This is a genomic window from Paenibacillus sp. Y412MC10 (assembly GCF_000024685.1).
GTDB classification, from domain to species: domain Bacteria; phylum Bacillota; class Bacilli; order Paenibacillales; family Paenibacillaceae; genus Paenibacillus_AQ; species Paenibacillus_AQ lautus_A.
In genome coordinates, this window is record NC_013406.1 from 6,497,760 (window position 1) to 6,516,413 (window position 18,654).

Sequence of the window (18,654 nt, forward strand, 5' to 3'; positions counted from 1 at the left end):
ACGCGATATGAGGCGTGCCTTGTAAGGTACATCTACTCCAGTCGCTTTGTCATCGTATATCTCAAGCTGTTCCGCTCCAGCTCCGGCTCTGTCAGCAGATCCGAGTAGACGCCGTACACGCCCCATTTTTCATAATTGTTCACGGTGTTCGTGTCATTGATGGTGTGGACATAGGTCACGGCTCCGGCTTGCCTTAGCTTGGCTACGAAATTCGGACTGACCTTGTACTCCGGCATGGTAACCGCGTCAATGTGGTTCTCCTGTACGAAGGCCGTGATCTCAGCGGGTGAGTCCTGCGTGGCATACAGCGTATATATAATCGATTGAAACGGGTAGATGTCCTGAACCATATCAAGCATCGGCTCGTTGTAAATTTGGACGACAACCCGATCCAGAAGTTTCGGATCCCGTTCTTTAGCAGCGTTTACAATCTCCGCGAACAGGTACTGTATATCCCGGTCCTTCTGCTCCTTCGTATCCGTCACGATGTAGATATCGGGATGACGCTCCATCATATCCATAATCCCCTCAATATCCATCGGCTGGTATTGTTCCAAAATCGGCGTGTTAATAAACTCCTCATGGCTCAGGCGGGCGGCCTGCTTATCGTCCGGAAGCTTCTCCCTCTGACCCAGCTGCTGCGTCATGCTCTCCGTCCACTCATGCCTGGCTACGACTTTGCGATCCTCCGTCAGCATCAAATCAATCTCGAATACCCGGGTGCCTTTCTCGTAGTTAACAACCATGGCTTCATAAGCGTTCGTATAGGGCTGTTCGCCGATGCTTCCCATGGCATGGGCAATCAAGCGATAGGCCGCGAATCCTTGCGGCGCTTCCTCATCCATCTCCAGATGGGTCAGAAGCAGTATCATAATGGCGGAAAATAATAGAAGGACAGCTGCGATCCGTTTCATGGTATCCCCACCCTTTGTTTCGTTCATTGCTGTTGCTAGGTAAATACCCGGTTAATGGAGTGGCCAAACAAAAAAAACGCCACTCGGCTGCTGCCAAATGACGGAACGATTTTTATGATGCTACGGATCACTAGCTCTTGGCCTTCAAAAGGTGAATATACCATTTCAATCCCGCGTTGTGGTTAAACACGCTGACTTTATCTACGACGTCAAACCCATCACAGCTTTCGATTTCGCCGATCTTATGCTCTACCATGAGATAATCGGGATCCTGGGTGTTCTTATGTGAATATAGAGAAGAGATGATGACGCCATCCGGGGTCAGGTAACGCGCATATTTCAACAGCTTGCTAGCGGTATTGGGCACGTACTGCAGCGATTCATTAAAAACGATGACGTCGTAGCTTTTATGAGGAACATAATGATTGATGTCCGCGCGCTGAAATAAGTTCCTTGACGTTTTGCCGGATGCGATTCTGATCGCTTCCTCGGACAAGTCTACACCGTTATAATTCGACTTTTCATCGTCCAAGAGCATGTCATACAACAGGCCGGCCCCGCATCCCATATCCAGAATGCCCTCTTCCCCAAGAAACTTTCGGATGTATCCGTACACGACCGAGTATCTGGCATATTCCGTGATGTCCGATAAATAATCCCACATGCGGGATCTGTATTCTTCGTCCCATTGCGCTTGGCTGCTTTCGATGAAATCCTGGACCTTGGCGTTTTCCATATCGATTCCTCCCATAATGCGTATTGGATGTGATCCTTCCGTTAGGCAAATGAAGCGGCAAGATGAAAACACGGTTATTTCGGAAACATTAGAAATCTGCATAACACTGAGATTGGACCATCATAACCAACCTGCGACTCTACGTAATAGACAACTCTAGCAATGTATCGATGAGTCCAGTATTTCATTATAATAGTATTACAGTTATATTTTGTAAATCATTCCAGACTACTATTCCCGCTTTATTGACATGCATCTTTAAGTGAGAGGAATGGCTCGAATGTCCGAAGTTTTTCTCGGGTATGTCACAGACTTACAGGAAGCGACAGCATTCGGTATCTCTATAAGAGGCGAGGTGGACTTGGCAAGCAGCTTTAGTCGAAATATGCTTATAGGACAGGTAAATAAAAGACGCCATCCGGCTCATGCCGGATGACGTCATCACAAAATTACAATCAATATGCGTTTTTGAATCCGTTACGGATCGTGCGCAGAATGATTTTGATATCAAACAGAATGGACCAATTCTCGATGTAGAAAATATCGTGCTTGATCCGCTCTTCAATCGAAGTGTCCCCGCGCAGGCCGTTGCTCTGCGCCCATCCCGTGATGCCCGGGCGTACGTGGTGTTTCACCATGTACTTCGGAATCTCCTCTTTGAACTGTTCAACGTAATAAGGTCGTTCTGGTCTTGGGCCCACCACGCTCATATGTCCGAACAGGACATTAAAGAACTGCGGCAGCTCATCCAGACTGGTCTTCCGGAGAAATGAGCCGAACTTGGTGCGGCGCGGATCATTCTCCACCGTCCAGCCCGTATCCGGCGCCCCTTCCGGCAGCAGCTTCATCGAACGGAATTTATACATATAAAAGTTTCGGCGGTTCAGCCCGACCCGCTCCTGCTTGAAAATGACCGGTCCCCGGGAGGTCAATCGGACACCGAGATAAATCCCGATCATCACCGGCAGGGTTAGGATAATCGCCACTAATGAGAATACGATATCAAACGCCCGCTTGAACAGTCGGTTTGCCGCTAGATCCAGCGGGATATCGCGCACGTTGATCATCGGCATACCCGCAAAGTTATCAAACACCGGCCGTGCCGGGAGATAATCGAAAAAGTCCGGGATAATTAGCGTTCGGACACCGGCTTTTTCACAAGCAGCAATGATCTCCGGATATTTGTGGTGCGCATTTAGAGGAAGTGCCAGTACGACCTCATCGACAAGCTTTTCGTTTAGCACCTTATGTAGATCGCCAACCGAGCCCAAAATGGGTTTAAGCCGTCTCGCCTCGATGTCATCCCACTGCTGGTAATCATCCAGGAAACCGATGACTTCATACCCCAGCTCCGGGTATTGCTTCAGGTTTTTGAAGAAACGCTTGCCCAGCGACCCTGCACCCACGATGAGCACGAATTGGCGGTTGTAGCCTTTTTCCCGAAAATGCTTGAGGGATTTCTTGAGGAAATAACGGTATAGGATAATGAAGGCTACATTGAAAATCATGTAGATGGCGAGATACCAACGGGAGATATCCACCTCTTTAACAAAAAACATAATACTGAGGAGAATGAACATCCCGATGAAATGCATCTGGAAGATCTTCATGAACTCGTCGGCAAAACGCTTTTTCCGCTTCGGCGAGTACAATGTAATCATGATGCCGACAACCACCGCAACCGCTCCGTACACCAGACTCCACAAAGCATAGGTTTCGAGAGGTAGCGGCTCTTCATAGGGAAACCAGCCACTCTCGAATTTCACCCACCATGCGAGCAGAAAAGCCAACTGGATAAAGGCAAAATCGGTCAACATATACAATTTGGTCAGAAAGCCCTGATTTTGGCGGATCATGATTTCACCTCCACTCCACCTGAAGATTGCGTTATCGTTGCTGGACGAATGGGCTTAAGCCGGTTCGTGAGCAGGGACAGGAGCAATTTCAGACCAACGCCCGCATACACGGCTCCATTAACGAATATGTTGTATTTCTGCCGGTAATGCTTCCGATGGAAAAGAATCATCGCCCGATGGAACTCATAAATGATCTTGAACGGCCGGCGCCGGGCGCTGCCGCCTTTATAATGGATGATCGTCGTACGAGGATAATAGTGAATGCCCCATCCCGCTTGCTTGATGCGATAACACCAGTCGATATCCTCCCCGTACATAAAAAAGGTCTCGTCCAGCCCGCCCACCTGCTCAATCGTCTCGCGGCGTACCAGCATAAACGCACCGACCAAACAATCCACCGGATACTCTACGTCCGGATTCAAATACCCCAGCTGATACTGGTTAAACTCCGGCTTGTTCGGGAACAGCTTGCTGAGCCCAAAAGCATAATAGAAGGACGCCGAAGGCGTCGGGAACCCTCTTTTGCAGGCCTTATCCAGCGAGCCGTCCGGGAGGACGATTTTGCAGCCGGAAGCGCCTATGATCGGATTGTAGTCCATAAAAGCGACCATCGTCTGGATCGTATCCTGCTGGATAATCGTGTCGGAATTTAGCAGTAGCATATAGCGACCTTCCGCCACTTCCATCCCCTGATTGTTGGCTTTGGCAAAGCCGGTATTCTCCGTGTTCTCGATTAGCTTAACCTGCGGAAATAACTCTCGGATGGTCTGAACGGACTCGTCCTTCGAGTTGTTATCTATCAGAATCACTTCATATGTATATTCCGTCTCCGATGCAAACACGGATCGCAAACAATCCACCGTCAGCTGACAGGTATTGTAGTTCACGATTAAAATGCTTAAATCCATTGCATAACGTCTCCTGACAAATATAGTAATCTATCGACATTATAGCATAGTTCGTAGGGAAATAAGGAATATCAATAAGTTTAAATAAAAGAAGTCCGATCTTATGACCAGACTCCTTGACGTTCTTCTTGTGCTCGATTTCAGTATAGTTTAGGGTCATCCTTCATTTTCGCAATAAATCGTTTCAAGGCATCTTGCCAGTGAGGTAAGTCAGCAAATCCATTCGTTCGAATGGACATATGCTCCAGTACAGAGTTCGCTGGTCTTGGAGCAGCACGAGGGAACTGATCAGTTGTACATGGCGAAAGTTCGGCTTTTATAGGCAAACCAAGTTCTTTACGGGCCTCTTGAAAAATTGCCTGTGTAAACTCATACCATGTGCATTCACCTTGATTAGAAGCATGGTAAACTCCATACTTCTCTGTATCGGCAAGCTCTAGCAAGAATGAAGCGAGATCAATTGTAAAAGTAGGCGATCCCTTCTGATCATTAACAACCTGCAATGACGTTCTTTCTTGACCCAGACGTAGCATGGTTTTCACAAAGTTGTTTCCATTTAAGCCAAAAGCCCACGAGGTTCGAACAATAAACCATTTCGAGCAAAGTGTTTGAGTGAGGATTTCACCTGCGAGCTTGGACTTCCCGTACACACTTTGAGGATCGGTTCGATCATATTCCACATAAGGATAATCACTTCGACCATTAAATACATAATCGCTACTAATATAAATCAGCTTGGAGCCAACTGATTCTGCAGCTATGGCAAGGTTTCGAGTTCCGATTGCATTAATTTGATAGGCTTGGTCACTGTCCGACTCAGCTGCATCGACTGCAGTATAGGCAGCACAATGAATAATACAATCCGGTTGGTATTCCTTAATTATTTTGTGACACTGTTCAAGATTATTAATATCCAGTTCATTTCTACCGCACCCGAGTACATCATGTTTGGAGCCTTTAAAAATACTTACTACATCCTTCCCAAGCTGTCCTTGCGCCCCGGTTACAAGCACCTTCATGAATGACCACCCAAACGCTTTCCGTATTGCTTAGTTACATATTCCCTGTAAACACCTGACTGAATACGTTGCCACCATTCTTTGTTATCCAGATACCACTGAATCGTTTCTTTGATACCCGTTTCGAAATTATGTTTCGGTTTCCAACCAAGTTCATTCATTATTTTCGTTGGATCAATTCCATAACGACGATCATGTCCTGGGCGATCATCTACATAAGAAATCAGAGACTCCGGCTTCCCGAGCTCCTGAAGTATCTTTTGAACGATATGAACATTGGTGCGTTCATTATTCCCACCGATGTTATACACCTCACCGCTAACGCCTTTGTGAATAACCAAGTCAATAGCACTACAATGATCTTCAACGTACAACCAATCCCGGATATTCAACCCATCGCCGTAGACAGGTAGCGCTTCATCATTAAGCGCACGGGAGATCATAAGCGGGATTAGCTTCTCTGGAAATTGAAGAGGGCCGTAGTTGTTAGAACAGCGGGTAATATTGACCGGGAGTCCAAAGGTCTCGTGATAAGCTCTAACCAGCAGATCTCCTCCTGCTTTACTAGCGGAATACGGGCTGTTAGGAGCTAGAGGCGTCTCCTCAGTAAAAAGTCCCGTTTCACCCAGTGACCCATAAACCTCATCGGTTGATACTTGTACAAACTTCGTTACGTTATGTTTCTTGGCCGCATCCAACAAAACCTGAGTTCCAAGCACATTAGTGTTCACAAATACTTCCGGCTCTAAAATGCTTCGGTCCACATGAGACTCAGCAGCAAAGTTAACCACAACTTCAATCTGATGCTGTTCAAAAATTTGTTCAACCGCTTCTTTATTCGCGATGTCCGCATTAATAAACGTATAGTTAGCGTTATTTTCAACGGATTTGAGGTTCTCTAAATTCCCTGCATAAGTTAAGGCATCCATGTTGACGATCTCATATTTGGGGTATTGTTGTAACATGTATATAACAAAATTGCTTCCTATAAATCCGGCGCCGCCAGTAACAAGTAGTTTCACGCTTGGTGATCCTCCTATTCGAAGTTAAGCTCTGCATTCTTTAATAAAGGATGATTTTGGTCTTTTTCAGATAATATCGGGTTTGACATTGGCCAGTCAATCGCCAATTCTGGATCATTCCAAAGAATTCCTCTGTCATGTTCAGGAGAATAATAGTCGTCTACTTTATATAAAACTTCAGTATCGGGAACTAACGTACAAAACCCATGTGCAAAACCCTTAGGAACCAGAAGTTGACGATGATTATGTTCGCTCAAAATTACACCTATCCATTGTCCATAAGTTGCTGAGTTTTTCCTAATATCTACAATTACATCATAAATGGCTCCTGAAAGTACTCGAATCAATTTCGTCTGCGCTTTAGGATTTAATTGATAATGAAGACCTCTTACAACTCCAGCATCTTTAGACAGAGACTGATTATCCTGTATAAAAGAGCAGTCTAGTTGATTTTGTTCAAACAAATGCTGGTTATAACTTTCCATAAAAAAACCACGGTTATCATTATGCACAATAGGTTCAATAAGTGAAGCACCTAGTAACTTCAGTGGAGTAACTTTCATTCTATCGTTCTCCTTACAATTTTAATTTCCCCATTTCCTCTCCGAATGTAAGATCCTTTGCTAACTCATTAGCTCGAGACAAGGAAGCGTGGGTTCCCGCATCTGTCCACCATCCTTCAAGGATATCAAAGGTGAGCTGCCCTTTTTTAATATATGCATTATTCACGTCTGTTATTTCCAATTCCCCGCGGTTAGATGGCTTTAACGTTTTGACGATATCAAATACATGATGATCAAACATATAAATTCCTGTAACGGCATAATTGCTTTTAGGCTCACTAGGCTTTTCCTCAATGGAGATAATTTTATCTCCAGCTAATTCCGCAACTCCGAAACGTTGAGGGTCTTCAACTCTTTGAAGTAACAATTTAGCCCCATGATCTTGTTCAATGAACTTTTCAACAAATGGCGAAATATTGTCCCCAAACACATTGTCTCCTAATATAACAAGCATCTTATCGTCACCTACAAACTGCTCAGCTAAATCTAAAGCCTGGGCAATCCCCCCTGCTTCATCCTGAACTTTATATGTAAAGCTAACCCCCATATCACGCCCGCTTCCTAGAAGGTTAACTACATCTCCCATATGATCTTTACCTGTAACAACTAAAATATCCGTAATCTTTGCTTCTTTCAACTTATGAATGGCATGGAAAATCATGGGGTATTTCCCAACCGGGAGCAAATGCTTATTTGTTACTTTAGTTAATGGATACAACCTGGAGCCTGTCCCACCTGCTAGTATTATGCCTTTCATCCTAAAAACGCCCTTTCATTTTCCTTTAATAATAATCTTTGAGATTAAGAAAGTAATCGGAATAGTGCAAACTATGATAAGTATTGGAACAACAACGGGTGAAACATGTAATTGTTCAACTAACACAAACATCAAGGCCATATTAATTAAATATTGAATTAAGTACACAACAGGAAACTTTATGAATTTCTTGAGTTTCAGTTTCTCCTTAAACACAAAAATGGTATTTAAATAATAAGATAAAAATATACCGATAACATATGAAATTGTATACGAAAAAGAGTAGTTCATAAACAAATATAGAAGTAAATACAGCAAATATGTAACTACTGTATTAACTGCGCCACTGACAATAAACTTTAAAAACTCTTTATTCAAAAGTTTCGTCAACCACATAGGATGGCCTGTCTCTACTTTCATCTAGAATCCTCCAAAGGTATTCTCCTATTATTCCGAGCATAATCATAATGATACCAAGCAAAAAGGTAATAAGAGATATAATGGTAGTCCAACCTTGAAGCTCTATGATCCCGAATAAAGTACTTACAACAACAAATACACCATAAATAAAACTCAAAACCGCAGTCAAAACTCCAATCAATGACATGAATCTAATAGGAGTATATGAAAAACTAACAAACGAATCGATAAACAATTTAATCTTCTTTGAAAGTGTCCATCGGGACTTTCCTAACTTACGTTCCTGTCTAACGTAAGGAATATACTCTCTTTCATGGCCCAACCAATAAATAAGACTCATGATGTTTGTGTTCTTCTCCCGGATTTCTAGGATTTCATTAACAACCTGGCGGTCGACCAATAAAAAGTCAAAACCACCTTCCGGGTATCCTTTTAGAGCAAATTTCCTCAATAAATAGTAATAAGTATTGGAAAATATTTTTTGTGATATTGACTCTTCACGGTCAGACCTAGTTCCGAGTACAACTTTTTTACCCGATTTCCAATACTCTAGCATTTTCTCAAATAGCTCTGGAGGGTCTTGTAAATCAGCAGCAATAATACCTACGCAATCACCGGTCGCATACTTCAAACCTGCTTGAATCGCTGACATGGACCCAAAATTTTTACTTAATTTTATTACTTTAATTCTTTGATCTTTTTCCCGTGCTTCAATTAGAAGCTGTAAAGATTTATCCTTAGATCCATCGTCAACAAATACATACTCAAAGTCACAGTTAGGTATTACTTGCTCTAAACGCTGCAATCTCGGAATAGTGTGAGGAATGTTCGGCTCATTAAAATAAATAGGGACGACAATTGAAAACTTAACACGTTCTGAATTCATTTACTACCTCCACAACACGCAAAACGTCGGTATGATCCATAACAGGACTAATAGGGAGGCTAACTACTTCCGAATGTATCTTTTCTGATATCGGATAACTTCTATCGTTCCATTCTTTATAGGCCTCCTGCTTATGAGGAGGAATCGGATAATGGATCATTGTTTGCACACCATTATCAAGCATATGCTCAATAAACTCGTTACGATAAAGTGTTCTTATAACAAACACATGCCATACATGTGATGGATCGCCATTTTCAATAACAGGGAGAATTATATCTTCATTTTTGATATTTTCTAGATAATATTGAGCAATTCCAGCTCTGTATTCATTGTCGGAATCAAGGAATTTAAGTTTCTCACGTAATATTGGGGCCTGAAATTCATCAAGTCTACTATTGTAACCTTTATATATATTTTCATACTTTTTGTGTGAACCATAATTTCTCAAAGCTTTTAAATTGTTATATAAAGTAGCATCATTAGTGGTGATAGCTCCAGCATCACCAAGAGCACCCAAATTCTTGCCTGGGTAAAAACTAAAGGCTGCCGCATCCCCTAGATTCCCCACTCTTTTATTTTTATAGATGGCTCCGTGGGATTGAGCGCAGTCCTCAATAATTTTTAAGTTGTATTTTTCTGCAATCATAGTAATTGGATCCATATTACATGTCTGACCATATAAATGAACAACTAATATAGCCTTCGTTCTATGTGTAATACTCGCCTCTATTTTTTTGGGATCTATATTATACGTTAGAAGGTCGGGTTCTACTAGAATAGGGGTTGCCCCATTTGCTGAAATAGATAGTATGGTCGCAATATACGTATTTGAAGGTACTATAACTTCATCGCCTTCTCCAATATTATATGCTCTTATGATTAACTCAAGTGCATCTAATCCATTTGCGACTCCTAAAGCATATTCTGTTCCACAATACTCTGCAAATTCATATTCGAATTGCTCTACTTCTTTACCGAGAATGTACCATCCGGAATGTAGCACCTTTCTCATTCCCTCAATAATTGCTTCTTCATGCCTTAGGTTAATTTTTTTCAAATCAAGAAACGGAATCATTTACTCACCTTTTCCTGTAAAGTCTTATCATCGGTGAATTGGTATTTTTTGTCACATGATACACATTCCAAACGATCATTTAGTTTTTCACCGCAGTTACAGATATATGCTTTAAATCTGGCTGGATTCCCATACCAGAGGGTGTTATTAGGGATATCCTTCGAAACCAATGAGCCTGCTCCAATCATCGCATAACTGCCAATAGAAACACCAGCAATAATTGTGGAATTAGCACCAATCGAAGCCCATTCATCGACACTAGTCTTCAAAAATTCCAATGGATATTGTTTCGATCTTGGTCTTAAATCATTGGTAAAGGTTACGTTCGGTCCAATAAACACATTATCTTTTATCCTTAGACCATCCCAAATATAAACACCCGATTTAACTGTAACATTGTTACCAATAACAACATCGTTCTCGATAAATGTATGATCATTAATATTACAATTAGATCCAATAACCGCCCCAGGGAGCACATGAGCAAACGCCCATACCCTAGTGTTCTCTCCAATATTTGAAGTCTCAACTATAGCCTGTGGGTGTGTGAAAAAGTTGCTCATGCTCCGTACACCTCAATAAACTTATTGTAATCACGAATATAATCTTCAGGATCATATAGATGCGATGAAAGTACAAGTAATACACTGTCTGGAGAAAAATCATACATCTCATGCCAATCATTTGGTTCTAAAATCAGGACTTTAGTTGGGGAATCCAACAAAACATCCGTTTTTCTTTTTACATTATCTAAATGAACCCTACAACTACCAGATACACATATTAGAGCTTGTCTTGTCTTATAGTGAGCATGATAACCCCTACGGACTTCAGGTAAAGTTCCATAGATATAGAAAACTCGCTTTATCTCAAAGGGAATTGTTTTATGCTCCTCGATTACGGTTAAAAGCCCTCTACGATCGCCCAGTTCATTAATATTTATTAGCTCACTACTTCTTTTTTCCATAATATTCACGTATTCCTCCTTCCTTTCTACTTCTTTTTTTTATAAAAAGCACACTACCAAAGATGGCCAACAATATCCATGTTAGGAAAGTTACCCATGCGGCTATAATTGTTAATCTTGGTTTAAACTCAAATACAATAATATTTACTCCGGAATCAACCTTAATTCCCATTACGCCACCATCAATTTCATAAATAGGAGTTTGTCTATTATTTACATAGGCCGTCCACCCTTTGAAAATTGATTGTTCCAATATGACATAACTTGGTTTATCCAATTCTATTTCAACACTAAATTTATTCGGAGAATATTTAATGAGTTCAGGTACTAATGCCCCTCCACTATTTACCGTTAATATGCCATCAGTTTTAGTTGAAACACTACCTTCATTAACAGCAAATAACAACGGATCACCTGGCTCAGGCTCTTTACCTGCTTCGTAAGCCTCCTTGAATTTGTTTAACTCAAAACTCCCAATGTAACCTCCGGTTTGAAATTCACTTTTAAATATCCCATAACCTAAAACATTTACATCAGGCTCTGTAAAAATATTTTTAATATTGAGTGCATCAGTATTATATTTGGAATTTACTTCTTGTTGGAATGATAGAGGACGTACAGGAGTACCGATTGTAAATTCTGCATTCCGTAACACCCCTAAAAAACTAAAGATGATTATACTTGAACAGAAAAGCAGCAAATTTGTTCTTCTATTTGTTGATAAAAAATTGAATAGAATTAATAAAACTAACAGACTTCCTATTAACTCCATTACAGAGTACCTTGGGATATTTACGGTGTTAATCTTAAAAACGCTAATAATCACCAAAGAACCTAAAGTAAAGCTGACCATAATGGCTACCCACTTAATAAGTGTCCTTAGCCGCTTTAAAAACTCTGGATTATTTCCCTCTACAAATTTATGCAAATTATAACTTGCATAGAAAGTTACGTAGTAAAAGAAAATAAAACGGAACCCTGCTGGGAACTTAAAAGAGTCTATGCTAGGAATAGTTTCATAGAACACCCTGTAAATAAACCCATATTTACCCATAACCGTTAATACTGCAATAAGTATAATTACAACCATAGCGATCTCTTTTTTTCTTTTTGGAACCCTTGCTAGTGCAAGCAATATAATCGGCAATGCGATATAGACATTATTCATAGATAAATCAATATCTAATCTTGAAGAGTGAATAACCTGTGTTAGCATTGGGGTTATTAATCCAAACCAATACCAATGATTTAATGAGGAGTCTGTTGCCAGTTCCCAAGATAATTCACCTCTTGTTATCTGAGAAATTATCTCTAAAGTTGTAGTAATACTTACGAAACCGGTTAAACATGAAATTGTTAGAGCAACTAGGAGATGTTTAGTGTGTTCAAATAAAACAGTTCGCTTATTATCACTCTTAAAGAAAACTCTGATTTCAAATAAGTATTCAAATAGTATAAAAACAGCACTAATAAATAAGAAAGGTGGGTAATTATTCAAAATCAACATTCCAAAACAAACACCTATTAAGATGCTCCATCTATATTTATACTCTTTTACCCATCTTTTGTAAGCAAAATGTAGTAGTGGGAATACAACCATAGGAAACAAAAACGTTAAATGCTCTGCATTACTTACAAACTGGCCACAAGTTGCATATGCGACACCAGCCACCATAGCTATCCAGGGATTTTTAAATGAATGATATATGGATATATACATAAAAATAGCAGCTAGCAGAATCAATATTAAATATTGTATTTGCATTAAATACTGAGTAAATCCAAATAAACCTAGAATAATAGTCAATGGAGACCAGACTGATACCCCTATTAAATGAGATAATGGAACACCTCTAAAAGAAAATGGCTCCCAAAGTGGTAACTCACCCTTGATTAACGCATCAGAAATTGCAACTGATAATGGGAATGCAGCATCGTACACATCCCACTTCAGCCACAACTTACCCGTTAATATCTGAAAATAAGTTAATAGTAAAATTAGTACCATGAAGGTAAAACTATAAAGCACAGACTTTTCTTTTACATGGGTAATAAATTTTCTCAAGTTTTATCTCTCGTTTCAATTAAAAATAAAAAGCGGAATGACTTTGCTCGATTTAACTAATCAAAGCAATTAATACAATTTGCCACTTTATTGAGTTATTAATATCTCAAGTTTTTCAAAAGTTTCAATTACTTCTTGATCGGATAATTTACTGATATCAATATTGTTGCTAGAATAAATATAATCATCATCAATGATTAATTTATAATCAAAATAAAATTGCGCCAATGATCTCAACATTAATTGAGGATTATATCTAAATCGGATATACTCTTGTTCCTTTTTATTCCTCTCCTCGTCAAACATTATATGATGATGAATTAATAGGGAGTTTGGAGAATTAACAAGTCGCTTCCCTGAATTCCGCAATAAGTATGAAATTGCAGAATCTTCATAGACATTTGGGTAACCTTCAACCTCTGGGAACCACCCCTTGAACAATGTTGCCCCTACCGGATTCCAATCTGTATCATATCTCTCTAATGTTGAGAGGTCATACACTGATTTGTTAATATTGTACAACTTGAATTGAACTCTATTTCCTGATATTTCTTCATATCCGCCTGTAAATTGTAGTACATCACTTGGAAATGTCACTCTACAAGTTACCGAGCCTATATCATCTGATTCTTCAGCACGAACTAACAATTCCTCAAGCCAACCTTCAGTAACTTCTATGTCGTTATCAAGGGAGATATAGTATGAATTTGGTGTTGCATATTTCATCGCTTCTTTTCTTCCGCCAGCTGGGCCTAAATTTGATGAATTGTATATAACTTTTACGCCCGGTATGCCCTCGATATGTTCTTTTATAAATGAAACGCATGATTCGGAAGAGCCATTTTCGAATAGAATAATCTCATGTGGAATCTTGACTGTATTCTTAATAGATTGGATACATTGTAAAGTCTGATCTTCTTTACCAAAAGAGATTATTATAAATGATATTAATTTATGAAAAACACCATCTCTAATTGACCGACGCAGTTTTGCTTGATCGGAGATGACGATAGACATATTTTTCTGCTTATCGTTAGATTTTATTGATTTTTGATTGGTATGGATACGATGTTTATATAGGAATTCTGGTACATGAACAAATGCGGAGTTCGGATAATGAAACGCTACTCTCAGTACCATGTCATAATCTTGTGCACCATCATATTCCGAATTAAAAACCCCTACTTTTAGAAACACATCCCTACTAATCATTTTGAAGTGTGACGCATACATTCTAACATCCAAATGATCTTCGAATATATTATCTTTCGGTAAGTGGTCACAAGAAAACCTTCCAATTTCCTCCGAATCCTCATTAATATGAATTCTATTTGTGAAGGAATATTTAGTTCCAGGTTCCCAATACTCTAAGCACTTCTCGATAGCATTCAACTCCAAAATATCATCACAGTCCAAAAAAGCTATAATGCTCCCTTCTGATTTTGCCATACAGATATTTTGTGTCTTTGAAATGCCTTGATTATATTCATTCTTAAATAATCTAACCTTCTTATTATTTTTGTAGGTGTTTAATATCGAGCTTACTTTTGGATCTGGTGAGCAATCATCCACAATAACAACTTCAATATGTCGATACGTTTGATTGATTGCTGAGTCAATGCAAGAAGCTAAGTATTCGACATTATTATAGACGGGAATAATAATTGATACTAAAGGATACTCATTTTTTTCACTTGTATTAACTTGTGTAACTAAATTTGCCTCAGGTTTATATTTTATTTTTGTTTTAAGGGAGAGCATTTTATAATATGTTTTCTTAAATTGTGATCTAAATGGTTCAGGTGTTCTTCTCATGACGTTGAAAAATTTCCCATGAGCCTTTCTTATTGTTTTTGAATTCTCTGCTTTTACTATCACTGGTTTTATGATACTTTTAATTGCACTATTCGACTTTCTATAAAGAGCTTTATTATATTCATTAATTACTCTTAAAGGTTTGGTGAACTTCCAAGACGTGGAGTTCAATAGTTGATTGACTAATATATTCCCTTCCCGATTAGCTTCAACCAAAATTTCATTAACTTCTTCGACTTCGTTCACTTTTTCCGCTAGTTCATTTTTTTCATTCAGCAAGACTTCCTTTGTGACAGTTAATTCATTAATTAGACTTCTATTTCGGACGATTATCTCACTTAACTCTTTTTCCTTAAGTTGATGTGTTTCTTTTAACGAGGCGATTTCATTTTGATGTATTTCTTTTAACGATGTAATTTCACTCTTCTGCGATGCAACCTCTTCCATAATGCAGTTTACTTCCCCGGCAATTGATGTTGGAATATCTTCAGACAAACAAAGTGTGATTTTAAATATACCCTTTATCATTTTAATATCTAGAAAATCACAAATGAACTGGGTAGACTCATCCATAATCAGAAATCTCTGTGTTTGCATACTTGGCAGCTTAATTGTACCTTCGCTAAATTTAAGTAATAAGTCTGTATTAGCTGGACTCATCCAATTTAATATAGGATTATCGTTCTCATCCAGTAATTCAAGCTTAGTTATTTCTAAAAACGCCGGTGCAATGCACTCTATAAGGATACTCAATTGATCTGTTTCTGATCCCGAGAGAGTAAAACTAAATTCGGTATAGCCACCATTACTAGGCAAAGATACTACTTCTGTTTCGCCTTGAAAATCGGGTGTAAATTTCAGCGATGCTTGATGGTACGGATTTACTTCGTTCACATAATTATTTACTTCCTTGGAATTGACAATCTTTTTCCTGGATACGTTAATAAATTGATACACATCGCTATCAGATTTCCTTTGAAGATATTTTTGCAAACTAATAGGAAAATCACTATATCGTTGCCTTAACTCTGTTTCTTCAGGTTTTAGAACTGACTCGTAAGAATCAACAATCTCTAATCCCGCACGTTCCATAAGGCTGTGTACGCTTTTTCTTGTAAAAAAACGGATATGGGTGTTATCTAACAGCCCTAAATTGGTATAATCAAATTCACCAAGGAGCAGTTTCATGATTACAGCATTATGTCCTATATTGGGAATAGATGTTAAGACCTTCCCCTCTTCATCAAGAAATTTTTTGGAGTATGTCAATACATTCCATGGATCCCTTAAATGTTCTAGCACATCCGCAAATATAAGAAAGTCAAATTGCTGTTCTCCTAACTGAGAACCCCAATGTTCTAGTTCATCCAAATCTGCCACAATCATTTTATCGCAAAACTGAGAAGCGATAGAAGCTGCATCAGGATCTATCTCCACACAATATACGATGCATCCAAGTTCCTCTTTGAGATACTGGGTCATATATCCAAGTGCAGGTCCAAACTCTAGAATACGTGATCCAGGCTTAACTTGTCTCAATATTAATGAAAGAGAATTGTCACTCGACATATCAATGTTATATTTATACTTCATTGCTGATTGCTACCACCTTACTTTGCCAATTATGATCTAGCAAAACTAAACCTTCCGCAACATACTCCGGATGTTCAACCCAAAATGAATTCACACGACTTTTATAGTCATATCTAATAAGAGCTGAACTCTCAAAAAAGCCTACATCAACTAGGTACGTACCCGGTAACAAGTTTAATTCCTTATACTCAAGAATTAATTTATAGGTTCCACAACTTCCTTCTAAAGCTTTTTCATCAATCTTAGTGTTTAGTCCGCAAATGTAAGTGCCCTGATTATCGAAAATTGCAACACCGCCTACAAGACCATCAATTGGTTTGTGGATTGTGTATGTTACTTCAACAAATATATTCCCACCCATTTTAAACTTCGAGTTAACTGTACCTGTCTTATCAAGAAAAACAACTTGATCGATGGAAAGATGCTCTTTCCTTTCAATTGCTTCTACTTTTTCATTAGACTCTTCTACTTTTTCAAGTCCATATTTTACGAAGTCTTCATACTGTTCAATTACAGTATTCACATCACCTCGCGCATGAACTTGACCATCCATCATCCAAATTACCTCATCACAAAAATTCCTAATCGAATATGAATCATGACTAACAAACAGTATCGTTTTCCCCTGTTCTTTAAATGATTTCATTTTCTCAATACATTTTAGTTGAAATTGCATATCGCCTACAGCTAATGCCTCATCAACAATTAAAATGTCAGGGTCTACATGCACTGCACAGGCAAAAGCCAACCTAACCAACATTCCTGATGAGTAAGTTTTAATTGGTTGTTCAATGAATTCACCTATCCCTGCAAATTTTTCGATTGATTCCATTTGATCAAGGATTTGTTTTTTTGTTAATCCCATAATTGTACCTTGCATAATAACATTATCTCTTCCTGTAAATTCCGGATTAAAGCCACTCCCCAGTTCTAGTAAAGCAGCTATTCTACCGTTTATCGTTTTTTCTCCGGATGTTGGGTTAAGTGTTCCTGCTATAATTTGGAGTATTGTGCTTTTTCCCGAACCATTCTTACCGATTATACCTATAGTGGTGCCTCTCTTTACCTTGAAAGACACATCTCTCAGCGCCCAGAATTCATCATATTTTTTTTTGTTTTTCGAGAAACTCTGGATAATCCGATCTTGTGGCCTATTATAAATTCTATAACATTTGTTTATATTTGAAAGTTCAATTGCGTTATCAAAGAACATCTGCAAACGCTCCTTTAGTTTTTCTAAACCAAGCAATACCCAACATAAATATAATCAGACCTACCAATGTCCCCACTAAGCACCATGTCCAATTAGGAGTAGATCCCCAAATTAAGATATTACGCATATCTTCGACAACATAACCTATAGGATTAATGTAATAAATCGGCCTTAATGTTTCAGGAATTATACTGATAGGATAGAATATTGGACTCAGAAACATAAGTGCTTGGACTACGACCACTAAAATATGTTGAATATCTCTAAAAAAGACACCTACAGAAGAAAGAAACCAAGCAATGCCCAACGATAGCAACACAAGAGGTAAAAGGACAAGCGGCAGGAAGACAACAGTCCAATAAATTACCCCATTTATGATTAAATTTCCAATCATAAGAATAACTAAGCTAATTATTAGTTGAACAAATGCAGAAAAAAGAGAGACGACTGGGAGTACCTCTAAAGGGAAAACTACCTTTTTTACATAATTCACATTACTTAAGATCAAAGAAGGAGACTTGGTGACAATCTCAGAAAAAAAATTAAACGTAGAAATACCGCAGAATAATATTAGTGCAAAGTCAAGTGTACTCGTTCCTTGTTGCCCCCAACGAGACTGGAGAACAAAGCTGAAGAAATAGGTATAAATGACTAACATAAATAAAGGGTTCAAAATAGACCACACCACTCCGAGATAGGATCCTTTATATCTAAGCAATAAATCTCGTTTAGTTAGTTCCATTATTAAATCTTTCTTATCCATAAAATAAGTGATAGGATTTCTCATGATTCCTCCATAAATTAAATCTGTTAAATGTGTATTAGAATAATTATTATGCTAA

At 38.9% G+C, this 18,654-nt stretch carries 17 protein-coding genes; all 17 read right to left on the bottom strand.

Features of this window, described 5'->3' with window-relative positions; translation table 11 throughout:
- Window positions 1-32: 32 nt before the first annotated feature.
- Window positions 33-914 carry a phosphatidylinositol-specific phospholipase C/glycerophosphodiester phosphodiesterase family protein gene (locus GYMC10_RS28810; RefSeq protein ID WP_015737654.1) on the bottom strand — a complete coding sequence of 294 codons (882 nt, stop codon included), beginning with the start codon at window positions 912-914 and terminating at the stop codon, window positions 33-35.
- A 130-nt stretch (window positions 915-1,044) separates the two neighbouring features.
- Window positions 1,045-1,650, bottom strand: a complete 606-nt coding sequence (locus GYMC10_RS28815; RefSeq protein WP_015737655.1) for a class I SAM-dependent methyltransferase — start codon at window positions 1,648-1,650, stop codon at window positions 1,045-1,047.
- 455 nt (window positions 1,651-2,105) lie between these two features.
- Window positions 2,106-3,506 carry an undecaprenyl-phosphate glucose phosphotransferase gene (locus GYMC10_RS28820; protein WP_015737656.1) on the bottom strand — a complete coding sequence of 467 codons (1,401 nt, stop codon included), beginning with the start codon at window positions 3,504-3,506 and terminating at the stop codon, window positions 2,106-2,108.
- The gene (locus GYMC10_RS28825; RefSeq protein WP_015737657.1) at window positions 3,503-4,414 is read right to left on the bottom strand and encodes a glycosyltransferase family 2 protein; all 912 of its coding nucleotides are present in this window, start codon (window positions 4,412-4,414) and stop codon (window positions 3,503-3,505) included. Before GYMC10_RS28825 ends, GYMC10_RS28820 begins: the two co-directional genes overlap by 4 nt.
- Window positions 4,415-4,554: 140 nt before the next feature.
- The gene (rfbD, locus tag GYMC10_RS28830) at window positions 4,555-5,433 is read right to left on the bottom strand and encodes a dTDP-4-dehydrorhamnose reductase (protein WP_015737658.1); all 879 of its coding nucleotides are present in this window, start codon (window positions 5,431-5,433) and stop codon (window positions 4,555-4,557) included.
- Complete coding sequence (gene rfbB / locus GYMC10_RS28835; protein WP_015737659.1) at window positions 5,430-6,455, bottom strand: dTDP-glucose 4,6-dehydratase; 1,026 nt, start codon at window positions 6,453-6,455, stop codon at window positions 5,430-5,432. Before rfbB ends, rfbD begins: the two co-directional genes overlap by 4 nt.
- Window positions 6,456-6,469: 14 nt before the next feature.
- Complete coding sequence (gene rfbC / locus GYMC10_RS28840) at window positions 6,470-7,018, bottom strand: dTDP-4-dehydrorhamnose 3,5-epimerase (RefSeq protein WP_015737660.1); 549 nt, start codon at window positions 7,016-7,018, stop codon at window positions 6,470-6,472.
- Between the two features lie 13 nt (window positions 7,019-7,031).
- Window positions 7,032-7,775 (bottom strand): sugar phosphate nucleotidyltransferase, encoded by a 744-nt coding sequence (locus tag GYMC10_RS28845; RefSeq protein ID WP_015737661.1) that lies wholly within the window; start codon window positions 7,773-7,775, stop codon window positions 7,032-7,034.
- A gap of 15 nt (window positions 7,776-7,790) precedes the next feature.
- Window positions 7,791-8,195: a GtrA family protein gene (locus GYMC10_RS28850; protein ID WP_315971963.1), complete on the bottom strand. Its 405-nt coding sequence runs from the start codon at window positions 8,193-8,195 to the stop codon at window positions 7,791-7,793.
- Entirely contained in the window at window positions 8,146-9,081 is a 936-nt protein-coding gene (locus tag GYMC10_RS28855; protein ID WP_015737663.1) for a glycosyltransferase family 2 protein, read from the bottom strand. The genes GYMC10_RS28850 and GYMC10_RS28855 overlap by 50 nt, the downstream gene beginning before the upstream one ends.
- On the bottom strand, window positions 9,062-10,159 hold the full coding sequence (locus tag GYMC10_RS28860; protein WP_015737664.1) for a DegT/DnrJ/EryC1/StrS family aminotransferase: 1,098 nt from the start codon (window positions 10,157-10,159) through the stop codon (window positions 9,062-9,064). Before GYMC10_RS28860 ends, GYMC10_RS28855 begins: the two co-directional genes overlap by 20 nt.
- The gene (locus GYMC10_RS28865) at window positions 10,156-10,722 is read right to left on the bottom strand and encodes an acyltransferase (RefSeq protein ID WP_015737665.1); all 567 of its coding nucleotides are present in this window, start codon (window positions 10,720-10,722) and stop codon (window positions 10,156-10,158) included. The genes GYMC10_RS28860 and GYMC10_RS28865 overlap by 4 nt, the downstream gene beginning before the upstream one ends.
- Window positions 10,719-11,126, bottom strand: a complete 408-nt coding sequence (locus GYMC10_RS28870) for a sugar 3,4-ketoisomerase (protein WP_041622064.1) — start codon at window positions 11,124-11,126, stop codon at window positions 10,719-10,721. Before GYMC10_RS28870 ends, GYMC10_RS28865 begins: the two co-directional genes overlap by 4 nt.
- On the bottom strand, window positions 11,110-13,191 hold the full coding sequence (locus GYMC10_RS28875) for a YfhO family protein (protein WP_015737667.1): 2,082 nt from the start codon (window positions 13,189-13,191) through the stop codon (window positions 11,110-11,112). Before GYMC10_RS28875 ends, GYMC10_RS28870 begins: the two co-directional genes overlap by 17 nt.
- 87 nt (window positions 13,192-13,278) lie before the next feature.
- Entirely contained in the window at window positions 13,279-16,599 is a 3,321-nt protein-coding gene (locus GYMC10_RS31655) for a glycosyltransferase (protein WP_015737668.1), read from the bottom strand.
- On the bottom strand, window positions 16,589-17,812 hold the full coding sequence (locus tag GYMC10_RS28885; RefSeq protein WP_015737669.1) for an ABC transporter ATP-binding protein: 1,224 nt from the start codon (window positions 17,810-17,812) through the stop codon (window positions 16,589-16,591). The genes GYMC10_RS31655 and GYMC10_RS28885 overlap by 11 nt, the downstream gene beginning before the upstream one ends.
- Entirely contained in the window at window positions 17,802-18,599 is a 798-nt protein-coding gene (locus GYMC10_RS28890) for an ABC transporter permease (protein WP_015737670.1), read from the bottom strand. The genes GYMC10_RS28885 and GYMC10_RS28890 overlap by 11 nt, the downstream gene beginning before the upstream one ends.
- Window positions 18,600-18,654 lie beyond the last annotated feature (55 nt).

Bases quoted from the DNA above. Each gene is read 5' to 3' on its own strand.
- GYMC10_RS28885 (WP_015737669.1), bottom strand. From the start codon at position 17,812: ATGTTCTTTGATAACGCAATTGAACTTTCAAATATAAACAAATGTTAT.
- GYMC10_RS31655 (WP_015737668.1), bottom strand. From the start codon at position 16,599: ATGAAGTATAAATATAACATTGATATGTCGAGTGACAATTCTCTTTCA.
- GYMC10_RS28810 (WP_015737654.1), bottom strand. From the start codon at position 914: ATGAAACGGATCGCAGCTGTCCTTCTATTATTTTCCGCCATTATGATA.
- GYMC10_RS28855 (WP_015737663.1), bottom strand. From the start codon at position 9,081: ATGAATTCAGAACGTGTTAAGTTTTCAATTGTCGTCCCTATTTATTTT.
- GYMC10_RS28890 (WP_015737670.1), bottom strand. From the start codon at position 18,599: ATGAGAAATCCTATCACTTATTTTATGGATAAGAAAGATTTAATAATG.
- rfbC (WP_015737660.1), bottom strand. From the start codon at position 7,018: ATGAAAGTTACTCCACTGAAGTTACTAGGTGCTTCACTTATTGAACCT.
- GYMC10_RS28870 (WP_041622064.1), bottom strand. From the start codon at position 11,126: ATGGAAAAAAGAAGTAGTGAGCTAATAAATATTAATGAACTGGGCGAT.
- GYMC10_RS28865 (WP_015737665.1), bottom strand. From the start codon at position 10,722: ATGAGCAACTTTTTCACACACCCACAGGCTATAGTTGAGACTTCAAAT.
- GYMC10_RS28845 (WP_015737661.1), bottom strand. From the start codon at position 7,775: ATGAAAGGCATAATACTAGCAGGTGGGACAGGCTCCAGGTTGTATCCA.
- GYMC10_RS28850 (WP_315971963.1), bottom strand. From the start codon at position 8,195: ATGAAAGTAGAGACAGGCCATCCTATGTGGTTGACGAAACTTTTGAAT.
- GYMC10_RS28815 (WP_015737655.1), bottom strand. From the start codon at position 1,650: ATGGAAAACGCCAAGGTCCAGGATTTCATCGAAAGCAGCCAAGCGCAA.
- GYMC10_RS28820 (WP_015737656.1), bottom strand. From the start codon at position 3,506: ATGATCCGCCAAAATCAGGGCTTTCTGACCAAATTGTATATGTTGACC.
- rfbD (WP_015737658.1), bottom strand. From the start codon at position 5,433: ATGAAGGTGCTTGTAACCGGGGCGCAAGGACAGCTTGGGAAGGATGTA.
- GYMC10_RS28860 (WP_015737664.1), bottom strand. From the start codon at position 10,159: ATGATTCCGTTTCTTGATTTGAAAAAAATTAACCTAAGGCATGAAGAA.
- GYMC10_RS28825 (WP_015737657.1), bottom strand. From the start codon at position 4,414: ATGGATTTAAGCATTTTAATCGTGAACTACAATACCTGTCAGCTGACG.